Raw genomic sequence first — 14,524 nt, 5'->3', positions numbered from 1 at the left:
AATCTCAAGTCTGTCTAGACTTTGAAAATTAAATTAAAATTTTTAGACTAGATTATGACACAAGAAGAGATTAAGGAATTAAAGGAAAAAGCATTAAAACAATTTTTATCAGGAGAATCCCTAACCGGCAAAAACGGCGCTTTTGCTCCAATGCTTAGGGAGTTTATGGAAGAGGCCCTGGAAGCAGAAATGTCTTCGCACCTTTCCGATGAAGAAAAAGGCTCAAAAGCAGGTAATAAGCGTAATGGCAAAGGCAAAAAGACCCTAAAGAGCAGCCAAGGGGACGTCACCATTAACACGCCCCAGGATCGTAACAGTACCTTTGAGCCGGAGATCGTAGCGAAACGCCAGCGTATCCTGGCCGATAATTTAGAAAAGCAGATTATAGGCATGTACGGGATGGGCAATAGCCTGCGGGATATCTCAGCTCATATAGAGGAAATGTATGATTCCAAGATATCCACACACGTTCTAAGTGATATTACGGACCGGGTGATTCCCAAGGTTAAGGAATGGCAGGATCGCCCCTTGGAGCCGGTATATTGCATCCTATGGCTCGACGCGATGCACTTCAAGGTACGCGAAGAAGGCAAAGTAAAGCACAAGGCCTTGTATAATATTTTAGGAATAAATAAAGCTGGAAGAAAGGAAGTGCTGGGTATGTATATCTCGGAAAGTGAAGGGGCCAATTTTTGGCTTCAGGTGCTGACCCAATTAAACAACCGTGGCTTAAAAGATATTCTGATTGCCTGTACGGATAATCTTACGGGCTTTAGTGAAGCCATTCATTCTGTTTATCCCAAGACTGATATTCAGCTATGTATTGTCCACCAGATCCGCAATAGTATGAAGTATGTGGCCAGTAAGGATCAAAAAGATTTTATGAAAGACCTTAAACTGGTGTACAAGGCTGACACCAAAGACCAGGCTGAATCGGCTTTACTGGATCTGGAAGAAAAATGGGGCAAAAGATATCCCATAGTGATCCGTTCCTGGAATGATAACTGGGACCGATTGAGTGCTTATTTTGAATATACCGCACCCATTAGAAAACTCATATACACCACAAATGCCGTAGAGGCTTTTCACCGGCAGGTAAGAAAAGTAACCAAGACCAAAGGCGCTTTTACCAATGATATGGCACTATTGAAGCTGGTTTACCTAGCTACCAGAAGAATTGAAAAGAAATGGAACGCCCCACTGCAGAACTGGGGTTTGGTAGTTCAACAATTAGCTATTAAATTTGAAGGTCGGCTAGAGTTGGACTTAGCCACCAATGAAACGAAAAACTAAAATTTTCTTCTCCCGGGGGTACCCCCGGGAGAAGAAGCAGACAGAGTTGAGCTAACACTCCCAACGGTAATCCAAGATTAGCAATTATGGGTGCTCGTATTGCCCTTGAAAAAGAGTCTAAATTCTTGTTTGGCGACGTATCAGATTTATTCGAGACTTATTTCACAAGTTTCTCAATGGATTTTAACCTATTTGATAAGCCCGACCTTCTTAAAGCTTTAGGTTTAGTTTCGTTTTTCTTTACCATAGATAGAGAAAATAAAGAAGTTGTAGAAAGACTCCTCTCAATTTTCGAAATGGATTATTATGTTTTTAATGAAGCTATTGAAGAGTTACATAAAAGAGAGTTAGTAGAAATTCAATACAATCATATTCGCATTTCTGAACAAGTAATGGCAACTTACTTTTTCTATGTCGTATTTATTAGGGATAATTGGCTGCCTTTTGAAAAGCTATTGTTTAACTATTTTGAAACTCACAAATATTCCTTTAGAGAAGCTATATACCCTGCTAATAATTCCTTCGGCTATGAAAATGTAATTTCTAAAATTAACCCTGCATTAGATAAATATATTGATTCGGTGCAAAAAGAAGAAAACAAGTTAATAGACTTTCTAGATTTGTTTTGGTTTTATAAGCCAGACGAAACATTAGCATTTTTTTTAAGTAGAATTAGTTCGATTATTGAGCCAGAAGAGCCAAATTATGACACACACTATGAAACAAACGATTTTGTATATAAAAAAGAAGAAACCATAGACTATGTATCTAGATTTTTTAGACATCAAACGGAAGCATTCATTCCAGCTATTCAATTAGGTTTTGAATACGTAAGAAAGAAACCAGAACATCTTCCTGAGTTCATTCGTAGAATAAGAGAAAATCTACTTTTTGATGAACCTGATGAAAGGTATGGTTACCAAAGACAGGCACTTTTTATTCAACATATAAGAGATAATATTGAAGGTAAAAAGGTGCATTATTCCATCGCATTCTTTGCAATAGCTGATAGCTTTTTAAAACACTCCCATCATATGACTCACGGGGGAAGGAAAAACACAATTTCTTTCTACGATTACCCTCTACCTGCAACCGATGAAATAAAGAAAATACGAACTGTTATATGGGAAACATTATTTTCATTGGTAGATAATTATAGAAATGAAGTCATTAGAACAATTAATAAATATAAACCTGATTTTAGAGAAAGAAATTGTGAGATTCTAGATTTCGACTTAACATTATTAGTGCCATTCATAAAAGAGAAATTTTCTCCAAATTCTTTCAAAGAAACTTATGTGACAAATAGGCTAATTGCATCCCTCAAAAGAGAGAAAAAAATAACCAATATGACCTATTTGGAATTGATACCAATATATGACACCCAAGAATATCGCGATTATAAAAAGCTGGACTGGAATAGATTTAGAGATAAGGAAGAATATGAATTTGATAATTGGCAAGAATATGAAAAAATAAAAAGCGATGATTTGAAGGAAAATTTCAAGTGTAATTCTAAAAAAGAGTTTGATGTTTTTTTAAAAACTATTGATAATTTTCAGAGTGTAAAGGATAATACACACTCTCAAATCGAAAATTCAATTGAAGTGGTGCTTTCTGAAAATTTTGTTCAGCACCCTGAACTTGGGCTAAACTTTTTAGAGTCCTATTTGAATAAAAATTATGACATTCGGTACTTGCATAAAACTATTTCTACGATTGTTAACCACTCTGAAGAATATGCATTAAAATTATGGGAAATATTATATAATTGGGATAACGAAAAATCTATCAATTGGAAACTTGAATTTTTTAACCGATTACCTAATGAATTTGTGAATGACGCATATTTTGAAAGGCTTATTAATACTATTCATTCACTAAGTGGTTTCGTTTATCTTTATATTGACCAGTATGTTAAGTTTTCGAAAAAGAATAGAAATGCGGTTAAGGAAATTATGAGTATAGTTCATAATAAAATTAAGACGGATTCACAAGAAATCAGATTATCCGAATATCCTTTTAAAGATGCACTAGTGTTATTTGAGAATGATTATAATTTAATTAAAGAATCCTATTTACAACAATTTGAACTATCAAAATCATCAGTTTCTTTTGATTATCAAATGAAAGGATTCGCCAATATCTACGCAACCCATAAGGAGTTCTTATTCGACTTTTTCTCATATTTTTATTCAGAGTATGATGTACATAGAGATAACAAAGACCTTAATCTTTCATTTATATGGGATTATCCGGAAAGAATGGACGAAATAGAAAGAGTAATTGACTTTCTAACGAATAAGGATGTTTACTTTGGACTAGGTGGTCACTCTGTCTCCATAATCTTTAATGATTTAGATGGAAAACAGTTAAAGAGTATCCAAACGGCTAAGTACATCTTTTGTAAACTTCAGATAAATTCTAGCTTGCCACAAAAAATAAATGGATAAGCAAGCCAGTATGTTTGAAATAATCAAGGAATGGGAAATTAGTGGTTTAAGTAAGAAAACTTTCTGCCGTAACCATGGGATAGCCCCCAGTAAGTTTTTTTACTGGTTAAAAAAATGGAAAAACACAAAAGAGGAAGCTTTTGACGGTTTTGTAAAATTATCTCCTGATAAAGCAGATTTTTTCCAATCTCAGTACCGCCTTAGGTATCCTAATGGCGTGCAATTAGAGGTTTCCGGTATTGGTTTGGGTCAATTATCTGCACTGATCAACCTGTAGCTTATGTTCAGTTTAAGTTCTTCCCACCGGTATTATCTCTATAAGGGAGCTTGTGATATGCGCAAAGGATTCCACGGCCTATCGGGATTGGTAACCGGTAAGATGGGAAAAGATCCTATTAGTGGAGATGTGTTTATTTTTATCAACCGCCGGGCCACCCACATCAAACTCCTGCACTGGGAATCCGGGGGTTTTGTCATTTATTATAAGCGCCTGGAAAAGGGTACGTTCTCCCTGCCCAAAGGCCTGCGATCAGGAGGTGTGAGTTGGGGCCAACTGGTGATGATGATTGAAGGGATTAAAGCAGAAAAACTGCGTCACCTTTCCAGGTACAACCCTCCCAAACCCCTTGTTTTTGCTGATAAAAATGTAAAATAATTGTTGCTTTAAAGGCTAAAAAACCGTACTTTTATAGTATGGAAAAAGCCCTTGAATCCTTCTCAAAACAACAATTGTTGGCCCTTATAAAAGAGCAGTCCCAAGAGCATTCCAAAGCGATCGCTTCCCATAAAAAAGAGCTTCAAAAATTTCAGCAAGAATTAAAGCAACAGGAGAAAGATTTAAAACAAGCAGACAAGGAACTTGCCCGGGGCGATGAGCAACTTCGTAAATATTTAAGCAAATCTGGGGTTCTTGAAGAAAAAGTAGCTTATCTGGAAAGCCAGCTGGATATGTTTCGAAGGATGCAGTTTGGTCAGAAACGCGAGCGTTTTGAGGATAAGGATCAGTTGACCCTGCCTTTTGAGCCCAATACCCAAGAACTTCAAAACCGGGAAGAAGCCTTTACTGAGAAGATTACCTACCAGCGCAAGAAGAAAAATACCAATCATAAAGGCCGCCAGCCATTACCAGACCATCTCCCGGTAGAAGAAGTGAAGATCTATCCCCAGGAGGATATCTCCGGAAGGAAATGTATCGGTCAGGAAGTTACCGATGAACTGGACTGCGAACCTGCACGGTTTTTTATCCGCAGGTATATTCGGTATAAATATGCCCACAAGTCTGGCGAAGGTGTGGTCATTGGGGAACTACCGGAGCGGGTGATCGATAAAGGTATTGCCGGGGCCGGACTTGTAACTTCCATATTGGTCGATAAATTCTGTGACCATTTACCACTTTACCGGCAGCTTCAGCGTTTTAAAAGGGAAAAGATACCCATTGCTCCTTCTACTATCAATGGCTGGTGTGCCAAAGGGCTCGACCGGATTGTTCCTCTCTTTGAAGAATTAATAGCAGATGTAAAATCCCAAGGCTACTTGCAAGTAGACGAGACGACAATAAAAGTCCAGGATGAGGGAAAAAAAGGAAAAACCCATCTGGGTTACTATTGGGTATACCATAGCCCGATCGATGGAAATGTAGTCTTTGACTACCAGCCTACCCGTGGGCAAAAGGCACCTGTCCATATGCTGAAAGACTTTAAAGGCTATCTTCAGACAGATGGTTATGTAGTGTATGATGAATATGCTAAAAAGGAAGGGGTAACCCATCTAGGATGCTGGGCTCATGCCAGACGTTATTATGAAAAATCCTTGGATAATGATCCGCAAAGGGCAAAACATGCCTTAAGGCAGATACAATGTTTATATGCCATTGAAAGAGAAATCAAAGAAGCTAAGCTGGGCCCTGAAGACACCAAGGAGCTTAGGCTGAAAAAGGCACTACCGGTGATCAATGAATTGGGGAAATGGATGACCCAGCAGCTTGCCCGCACCCTGCCCAAAAGTCTGATAGGAAAAGCCCTTGCCTATAGCGTCTCCAGGTGGGATGCGTTGTGTGCATACCTCTATGACGGCAATTTACGTATTGACAATAATTTAATAGAGAATAAAATCCGAACCATTGCAATCGGTAGAAAAAACTACCTATTTGCCGGGTCCCATCAGGCTGCGCAAAGAGCCGCAGCAATCTATTCCTTTTTTGCCATCTGCAAAAAACATGAGGTAAATCCTTACCAGTGGTTAAAATATACCTTAGAGAATATCATGATCATCAAGTATAAGGATATTAAGAATCTCTATCCCCAGAATTACAAAAAATTACAGCTGAATAAATAGGCAAAAGAACTGCTTACAAAATTATTCAAGTTTTATAAGGGGTACTTAGCCGAATGGATACGTTAAAGACTGCCTTTATCTTCTTGAAAGATATAATTAAAAAAAATCATACAAATCGAACCTATATTGAAGTGATTTTCGATACTATTAGAACGAATGTACAAATAAAACACGATGAGCTATTTTTATATTTTTTAAGTATAAATAATGACGTTGAATTTTTCAAGACAATAGATTGGGTTGGTAATCCTGGAGTGCAGATGGGAGATGTGATTTGGGGCGAATTACACGCTAAACGATGGGAGAAGGTACTTAATATTTTGAATGCCTCCCCTGATCAATTAAGTTTTATACCCATTAAAAATTTTTTAAAGAAAAGAATACAATCTGAGTATAATAGTGCTGAATCAGAAAGAATGATGAATTTTACTAGGCCAGATAGAAGATAATATTTATTTATTTTTTGTCTTCTTAAACCATAAAACTATCATAGTACATAAAATACCAAGCAGCTCTTTCAAACTCCTGACTAATTCATCAAAAAAATTTTTCATAATTAAATATTGAAATAGTTATACAATCCCATTAAAATGGCTAATGCAGTAGCTTTGATATTATCAGTTTTTAAAAAATAGCAAGATTCATCCCAATTACTCAAAAAACCCAATTCCAAAAGCACAGCTGGAAAATAATCTTGAGTTTCTCGTAACACCTGAAAATTCGCAAACTTCACGCCCCTACTCTCAAAACCTAATCTATCTTTAAACTCAGCTTGCAATTGATAAGCGAGCCAAGTACTTTCTTCAAAATATTTAGATTTCCCGTTGGCCACATACACTTCAATCCCTCTAGCATTTGGATTGTCGGAATGATTGCAATGCAACGAAATAAATACATCTGCATTTAGAACTTTGACAAGCTTAGTTCTATCCGATAGCGAAATGAGCGTATCAGTATATTGAATATTCCGGCGAAACTGGACACCCTATTCCTGCCTAAACTGTACAGTCATTTTTTGATGGTTTCTTGGTAATAAAATTAGACAAAAATTTTTAGTTGTTTTTCATTTTCTTTCTCATAGATTCTCCTTTGAGTTCGAACCTAATTGCTGAGTGTATAATTCGATCTAAAATGGCATCAGCAATTGTTTTTTCCTCTATCAGGTCATACCAATTTTTTACCGGTAGCTGTGAACAGAAGATAGTGGATTTTCTTTGGTTGCGGTCTTCGATCAGATCCATCAGTATAAGCTGTTTTTCATTGTTGATGGCCTGTAGGCCAAAATCATCTATAATTAAAAGGTCGTGATTTTCTATTTTAGTGAGTTCTTTCATATAAGTTCCATCAGCTTTGGCCATTGTCAATTTGTTAAAGAGCTTTCCCAGATTATAGTAGAGCACCTTATATCCTTTGATACAGCCCTGGTAGCCAAGTGCCGTTGCCAAAAAGGATTTTCCTGTTCCGGTACAACCGGTGATGATCATATTTTCATGACGGTCGATGAAAGAACAGTCTGAAAGCCGGGTGAGCAGGTTACGGTCAAGATCCCTGTCGGGGGTGTAATTGATCTCCTCAATGGACGCCTGGTAATGGAAGCGGGCGTTTTTCAGTAGGCGGTCCGTCCTGTTGTTGTTGCGCTGGGTATCTTCCGATTCGATAAGCCAGGCAATGAATTCATCGTTGGTGAAGGTGTCCTGGTTCCTGGTCTCAAAAGAAGATTCATAGGCTCGTTTCATTCCGTTTAGACGCATTTTCTGCATCTTTTCAATAGTAGCATTTGTGTTCATTGTTTTGTATTTATAGGTTTAAGCATAGTATTTTGATCCTCTGATGTTCTCGTGCTTTATGGGTGTGACCTCTATGTAATCCAGCAGTGTTATCTGCTTGTCAAGCCCTTTCTCCAGGATATTTTTAATCTGGTTGTAGCCTACGGCGTCATATACCAAAGCTCTGGTACAGGCATTGTTGAGACGCTCCTTGCTGGTTTTGGTGGCCAGGGTTAAGATGCCCACACAGCTCTTGTAGTTTTGTTCGGGATATTGTTTTCTTTGAAGTATTTTTTCAATACACTCCTTCGCCGAGGGGCCGATGCCGTGGGCCCAGTTGATAAAATATTCAGGGCTCCAATTTGTATTATAGGTGTGGCTTACTGGCATGTGCCCTTTTAGAGTGGTATAAGCATAAGGTTTTCTACTGCGCAGGTGCAGGGCAACACGAGCACGCGCATGATATATTTCGACCGTGTTCTGGGTTAGGATCACCTTTACTTTTTTCCCAATTAGAGCATGGGGCGCGCTGTAATAATTTTTGTCGCCAGAATAATAAATATGGCAGTTCTTCTGTACCGTCGCTGTCTTATATTCCCTGAGCTCATACCGCTCAATTGGCAGCGGTTTAAGCTCTTGTTTTTCTATTTCCAGAAACAGCTCTGAACGGCTGAGCTTCTTCTTTTGAAAAGGAGCATTGTTATAGGAGACCAGAAGTTTTTTGATTGCGGCGTTCAGGGCATTAAGACTATAAAATTCCTCGTTTCGAAGGGCTGCATAAATGCGGGTGTAGGTTATATTTACAGCGCCCTCTACCAAAGATTTATCTTTTGGTTTTACAGGACGGGCGGGCATAATAGCGGTGTCATAATGGGAGGCAAAGCCTGCAAACTGCTCATTTATAAAAGGCTCATATTTGTTTGATTTTGTCACGGCTGATTTCAGATTGTCCGGAACAATACAGGCTGGAACACCTCCAAAAAAATGAAGGCAATTCTGGGTACTGTTTATAAAATCTGGAATTTTCTGAGAGAAAGAAGCCTCTACATAGGTATATTGACTGGCTCCCAAGGTTCCCACAAATACTTCTACCGGTATTATTTCACCTGTTTCCCTGTCAATGATATGAAGCTTTTTGCCCGCATAATCGATGAACAGCTTATCCCCTGCTTTATAAACAGTGGGCATATATCCATCGGACTTCTGATTCCATTTACTGTAGTGGTAACAGAACCGACTGTACATAATTCCTTCCGGATGTTTTTGCTTATACTCTTCCCAAAGAATATATCGTGTGACTCCAGTGCGTTTCAACTCTTTCTCCACGTAGGGAAAGAAAGCGTATAGATTGGTATGTGCGGTATCATTGGGGGTAAGGGTGTCATTAGGCTCAAACAGTTCAAAAAGATCATTGTCGCAGAGGCTTAAAAGTTCCTTGAGGTCAAAACCAGATTCCTCAAAAGCGCTAAGATATTTTACTACGGTAGTCCTTGATTTGCCAAGGCTTTTGGATATCCTGATATTGGAAAATCCATTGTTTTTCATTCTGATGATTTCTCGTATCATAACTGATCCTATTGTTTTATTGGCCATACTATGTTGATTTGTATCACATAATATAACCTAAAACCATCATTAAAAACTGTCCAGTTTGCCCCGGAATCAGGTGTTCACTTTGAGCAGGAATGAACTGTTCACTTTACCCAGGAATAAGGTGTACAGTTTGCTCAGGAATCAGGTGTTCACTTTGGACAGGAATGACCTGTACAGTTTACCCCGGAATACCCAAGTATATCTCGTTAAATAGATTTCCAATGGTATTTCCGACTGTTCGTTTACCTTCAAAATTTCCAAAGCAATATCGAGTACGAAATCCTTCTCCTTAATTCCATTTATTCCAATCGCACCAGAATCTTTTCCACCGTGTCCGGGATCAATGATTATTATTTTCTGACTGCCTATTTCCTGCCCAAAAACGAAACACATTTTTAGAAGCAAAAAGACAAAACTGACGTTTTTGAGCACTTTTTTCATTTTCACTTTTCGGGTTATCAACAACCTACCTTCCAAAATCCATAGAATTTGATGTCAAATAATGGCAACGGAATTCAAACTAAATCAAATAATATTTTATACACAAATATTTGATTATCAGTTATTTATAATCAAATATATGTAAATTTAAAAGAACGAAAATGAATCAAAAATCTAAACTTTTCCGTTATGAAAAAATCACTCTATTTGGCAATTTTTCTTTCATTGCTCTCGACTTCTCTTTTTGCACAAATTGGTGGGATCGAGAATAGTGTCAATGAAATCTCTGATACCATCAGGAGAATATTTCCTTTTCTTCTGGGCGCAATTTTTTTGGTTGGCTTCCTATTTAACGCAGGACACTTCTTCGGGGAAAATGCAGACCTCAAAAAAGGGATTACCCGGGTGCTCGTCTTCGTCCTTATCGCAGGGGCTGTCGTAGGAATATTTACATATCTAATCGGAATTGTAGTATAGCGATGAAAACGTTCGAGGTCTATAAAAATATCAGAAAACAAGCGGTCATCTTTGGACTGTCTATTTCACTGTTTGCATTAATGATGGTCACCATACTCGCTTCGCTTTTGGTTATCATCTTTTCATTCAGCTTTGGGATAATTATAGGACTCTTCATAATCAATGCTGCATTATACATTGTTTTGACCAGAATAAATAACACACCACAAGTCTTTCAAATGAAGAAGGCTTTTCCAACCATAATTAGTAATAAAAGAAATTCAAGCTTTGATTATGAACAAGATTAACCTTTCAGCATATCAACCCATTGCGGATATTCAGGACAATATCGTATTTGCCAATAATGGCAACGTGGTTTTATGCTATGAAGGGAATCTGCCAGAAATCTATTCCCTCTCTGAAAAGGACTTTGAGGACATTCACGGTGCTTGGTGCCAGGCTTTGAAGTCCTTGCCTGTTGGGACTGTGGTTCACAAACAGGATATCTACCTTAAAAAGTCCTATTCTTCAGAAAAGCTTCCGAATAAGACTTTTTTGGAAAAAGCCACACACGAGCATTTTAAAGGTCGTGGGCATATCGAACATAAGTGTTATTTGTTCTTCATTTTGACCAAGAACAAAGCACTCAACAATTCAAAATATGTCAATCCTTTCAGAAAGGTTTCTAAGGGAATTGTACAAGAACTGGATGAGAACATAAAGAGCTTCGCCAACTCGGTAAGCGATGCAGTTTCTTTTATCAACAATAGCCGGAGAGTGTCTCTCAAACCATTAAATGAAAAAGAAATTGTCGGTCTCACGGAGACCTATTTCAATGGCTTCAATGAGGGTTTCGATACTGATATTTTACTAGATAAGAAAAGCGTCAATATTGGCGAAAACCATTTTGATGCCCTTGCCATCAATAGCGAACTGTGCTTTGGCGAAAGTGTACAGAGTAGCAAGACCAATGAGAAATTCACTTCTGACGATTTTGTATTTCATCAAGGGTTTATTGATGGTCTAGGGCTTACCCTTAATGAGAACCACATTGTAAATCAGATCCTGTACTTGGATGATAAACATAAGTGGCGCAAGTTGCTCGATAAGAAAATAGAGGAACTTAACAAAAGTTCCAATTTCGGTTCACAGAACAAAGTGGTACTTGGAAAAATTCAACATATTCTAGACCAAATCAATGCCGATGATAATGCACGGATCATCCGTGGTCATCTCAATATTATTTATTGGTCAAAGGATGCTAAAGAGTTGGATAAAATTACCTCAAAGATTAAAACTGAATTCAAGGAACTGGATATCATCCCATATTATCCGAGAGGGGAGGAGCGGAAGAATTATATACTTAACAGTTATTGCTGTTTTTCGTCCAACTTCTCCAATAATGATTTATACGTTACCGATTTAAAGCACGCATTGTGCTTGTTCATCAACAACACCAATTACAAATCAGATGCTACCGGAATCATCTTCAATGATCGTGAACATAATATTCCAGTTCTCAAAGATGTCTGGGATGAGCGTAAAAAACGAATTAAAGCACGCAATTTTGCCATCTTCGCCCCTACAGGCGAGGGCAAATCCTTTCTAGCCAATAATATTCTACGTCAATACTTTGAAAGTGGTGTTCGCCTGGTTATTATAGATCTTGGAGGATCCTACACAAAATTTGCTAAACTATATCCTGAACAATACACAGTATTGCGTTACGAGAGTGGAAAGAATTTGGGTATCAATCCATTTTACATCAGCAATCAAAATGATTTGACACCAGAACGCCTTGAAGATTTATCTGTTTTCCTGTTTGAATTATTCGCTTCAGATTTAAAAATAACCAAGGCACAATCTGTTTCCGTCAAGAAAATACTGCGTCATTATTACGATAGCACTTCCGAAAATCATTCTTTAGAAGGTTTCTACGTCTTTATAGAAAGGAATCAGGAAGTCCTTCTAGACACCCTTAAAATCCATCCCGACTATTTCAATGTCACAAGCTTCTTGCATGTAATGTCCGAGTACGTCGGCGATGGTCTATATAGTTTCCTATTTGAGTTAGGTGAAGACCAGACCTATAAAATTGAGGACAAACGATTGATAGTTTTTGAATTGGATGAAGTAAAGGATAATAAGGAAATCCTATCCGTAATGTTGAAGCTGATTAAGTCGGCAATCCAACGAACCATTTGGAAGAATCGTGCGGAAAAAGGCATCATTCTATTTGATGAGTTTGCCAAGCAACTGAAGTTTGAAAACGTACTGGAAAGTGTGGAATTCTATTATCAAGCCATCCGTAAACAGAATGGTGCGATTGGCATTATACTACAGTCCATTAATCAGCTTCCGAATAATTCGACTTCAGCAAGTATTCTGGAAAACACGCAAGTTATCTACAGCCTCAATAATGAAAAAGGCTATGATGAACTAGTTAAAAGACTCAACCTTTCGAGCCACGATCTGAACCAATTAAAGTCCATCAAGAACAACTTTTCCGGTCCACGGAAGTACACCGAAATGTTCATCAAGATTGGAAAGGAAAGCAACATTTTTAGGCTCGAAGTGCCGAAAGAAGTATATGCAGCTTACCTGACCGATGGACAGGAAAACGAAGCCATAATGGCGATTTATGAAAAGACTGGCTCAATGGAAGAAGCTATCAAAATCTATATAAACTCTTAAATATAAACATTATGAAATTTTCGAAGAAAATTCACGAACACTCAAGCAACAGGCAAGCTTTGAGTAAAGCAAAAATCAAAACATTAATGATAGCAATGGCCATCGCTTTGTTATTGCCTGCACGCGCTGCGTGCCAAGGAATGCCCACTTATGACAACACCAATTTTATCAGTTTGGTAAAACAACTTATAGAATCAGGTAAGCAGACCGCAAACATAATCAAGACAGTAATGTTCTTAAAGACACAAAAAGAAAACATTGAAAAGGTCAACGATGTGGTTAGACAATTAAAAGCTGTTCGTGAAATTGGACGGAACAACCAACGCCTCATCCAAGTGATGCAAAGTGATTTGAGAGATATTCTTGACAGTCCTTACATCAAACCTGATGAAGTGGCAAGGGTATCGGAATCGTTTAGTGCCATTATAGAAAATTCCCTGGACACAATGGATTTCATCGATGAAATTCTATCGAATGATTACCTAAAAATGAGTGATGCGGAACGTGCAGAAATTTTAAAAGAAAAAGAACTGGAATCTAGAGAAATGGTCTCGAACATCAAGACAAAAACCAAACGTTACGAGGATATTATTTCCTTCAGAAAAATGCAAGACAAAGTAAATAACCGCGAAACCGAATATTAGAAATGGCCGCAACTATCATTTTAGGGATAGGGCTGGAATATATTGATACTATTTTCCAGACTATACAGAATAGTAGTTTCTCGCAATACACCATTGCAGGAATGAAAACGCTTGCTGTCCTGTTTTTCCTGATCAATATCCTAAAGAAATACAATGAAGGTATTGCGGATAAGGACGGTTACACTTGGGGACTGAGCCCGGGGGAATTGGCCAAAAATTTTGCAGTAGTGATATTGGTTATTTTTTCAACACAAGTATTAGGATTCTTTGATAGCATCCTTGTTTCCATAGAAGGGCAATATCGCGGAACTGCACCTGCCTTATTGCCTTTACAGATGCAGGATATTCCCATTGAGGAAGATGTTAATCTTATGGACGCTGCGAAAAATGCAATGACCCTACTTTATGAAGCTCTGGTAACGCCACTATATGGCTTCAAAATTTTCGCTTTTATTATTAGTCTCTTCCTTTGGATTCTGGATTTGTTTATTTATCCGCTATTTCTTGCAGAACGTTACTTTCTATTGGGCATAATGCAGGCCTTTTTCCCATTGGTCATTAGCTTAGCGGTATTTGAAAAATTCCGCTCCCTGGCCTACTCATTTTTCAAGTTATACGCTGCGGTTTATATGCTCGTGCCTGCCTTCTTTTTGGTCAATATATTTATCAATGCAATCTATACCGAGCTTAATACTAATTTTTGGACAAATCTTTTCGGAACAGATGTAGGCCAAGGCTTTTTTGCTCCTGTGGTACAGCTTGGATCTGTTGGTTTTATAGTTTTTCTGAAATTCAAATTATACAGGCGTGCCACGTCCTTCACGCTTAGACTGTTTACTAGCTAATCTAA

At 37.9% G+C, this 14,524-nt stretch carries 13 protein-coding genes and 1 pseudogene; 10 read left to right on the top strand and 4 right to left on the bottom strand.

The genetic code is table 11. The features are described from left to right. Positions 1–54 precede the first annotated feature (54 nt). The 6 genes from B5488_RS03110 to B5488_RS03085 all read left to right on the top strand — a co-directional run bounded on the left by B5488_RS03110 (position 55) and on the right by B5488_RS03085 (position 6,529). Positions 55–1,293, top strand: a complete 1,239-nt coding sequence (locus tag B5488_RS03110) for an IS256 family transposase (protein ID WP_079733433.1) — start codon at positions 55–57, stop codon at positions 1,291–1,293. Positions 1,294–1,379: 86 nt separating this feature from the next. Further along, entirely contained in the window at positions 1,380–3,746 is a 2,367-nt protein-coding gene (locus B5488_RS03105; protein ID WP_079733936.1) for a hypothetical protein, read from the top strand. Further along, on the top strand, positions 3,739–4,023 hold the full coding sequence (tnpA, locus tag B5488_RS03100; protein WP_079733452.1) for an IS66 family insertion sequence element accessory protein TnpA: 285 nt from the start codon (positions 3,739–3,741) through the stop codon (positions 4,021–4,023). The genes B5488_RS03105 and tnpA overlap by 8 nt, the downstream gene beginning before the upstream one ends. A gap of 3 nt (positions 4,024–4,026) precedes the next feature. After that, positions 4,027–4,401, top strand: coding sequence for an IS66 family insertion sequence element accessory protein TnpB (tnpB, locus tag B5488_RS03095; protein WP_079733451.1), 375 nt, complete (start codon positions 4,027–4,029; stop codon positions 4,399–4,401). Positions 4,402–4,439: 38 nt separating this feature from the next. Beyond that, complete coding sequence (gene tnpC / locus B5488_RS03090) at positions 4,440–6,080, top strand: IS66 family transposase (RefSeq protein ID WP_079733450.1); 1,641 nt, start codon at positions 4,440–4,442, stop codon at positions 6,078–6,080. 83 nt (positions 6,081–6,163) lie between these two features. Then, on the top strand, positions 6,164–6,529 hold the full coding sequence (locus B5488_RS03085) for a hypothetical protein (RefSeq protein ID WP_172839995.1): 366 nt from the start codon (positions 6,164–6,166) through the stop codon (positions 6,527–6,529). Positions 6,530–6,636: 107 nt separating this feature from the next. Here the strand turns inward: B5488_RS03085 and B5488_RS03080 are convergent. The 4 genes and pseudogenes from B5488_RS03080 to B5488_RS18130 all read right to left on the bottom strand — a co-directional run. Beyond that, positions 6,637–7,041 (bottom strand): annotated as a pseudogene (locus B5488_RS03080) (N-acetylmuramoyl-L-alanine amidase family protein); the annotation flags it as partial. A gap of 91 nt (positions 7,042–7,132) precedes the next feature. Next, the gene (istB, locus tag B5488_RS03075) at positions 7,133–7,867 is read right to left on the bottom strand and encodes an IS21-like element helper ATPase IstB (RefSeq protein WP_079733934.1); all 735 of its coding nucleotides are present in this window, start codon (positions 7,865–7,867) and stop codon (positions 7,133–7,135) included. Between the two features lie 18 nt (positions 7,868–7,885). Continuing rightward, a complete protein-coding gene (istA, locus tag B5488_RS03070) occupies positions 7,886–9,439 on the bottom strand; it encodes an IS21 family transposase (RefSeq protein ID WP_079733933.1) in 1,554 nt (517 codons plus the stop codon). 141 nt (positions 9,440–9,580) lie between these two features. Continuing rightward, positions 9,581–9,880, bottom strand: a complete 300-nt coding sequence (locus B5488_RS18130; RefSeq protein ID WP_317041962.1) for an N-acetylmuramoyl-L-alanine amidase family protein — start codon at positions 9,878–9,880, stop codon at positions 9,581–9,583. Between the two features lie 189 nt (positions 9,881–10,069). On the opposite strand from B5488_RS18130, the gene B5488_RS03060 reads away from it, so the two are divergent. From B5488_RS03060 to B5488_RS03040, 4 genes are all read left to right on the top strand, one after another. After that, positions 10,070–10,357 carry a hypothetical protein gene (locus B5488_RS03060; protein WP_040506484.1) on the top strand — a complete coding sequence of 96 codons (288 nt, stop codon included), beginning with the start codon at positions 10,070–10,072 and terminating at the stop codon, positions 10,355–10,357. Positions 10,358–10,630: 273 nt separating this feature from the next. Then, positions 10,631–13,030, top strand: a complete 2,400-nt coding sequence (locus tag B5488_RS03050; RefSeq protein ID WP_079733931.1) for a TraG family conjugative transposon ATPase — start codon at positions 10,631–10,633, stop codon at positions 13,028–13,030. An 86-nt stretch (positions 13,031–13,116) separates the two neighbouring features. Further along, the gene (locus tag B5488_RS03045) at positions 13,117–13,674 is read left to right on the top strand and encodes a conjugal transfer protein (RefSeq protein ID WP_456114825.1); all 558 of its coding nucleotides are present in this window, start codon (positions 13,117–13,119) and stop codon (positions 13,672–13,674) included. A gap of 2 nt (positions 13,675–13,676) precedes the next feature. After that, the gene (locus B5488_RS03040; protein WP_079733929.1) at positions 13,677–14,519 is read left to right on the top strand and encodes a hypothetical protein; all 843 of its coding nucleotides are present in this window, start codon (positions 13,677–13,679) and stop codon (positions 14,517–14,519) included. Positions 14,520–14,524 lie beyond the last annotated feature (5 nt).

Origin of the sequence: Salegentibacter salegens, assembly GCF_900142975.1 — a bacterium.
GTDB lineage: Bacteria > Bacteroidota > Bacteroidia > Flavobacteriales > Flavobacteriaceae > Salegentibacter > Salegentibacter salegens.
This window is presented reverse-complemented; position numbering and strand designations above follow the sequence as displayed.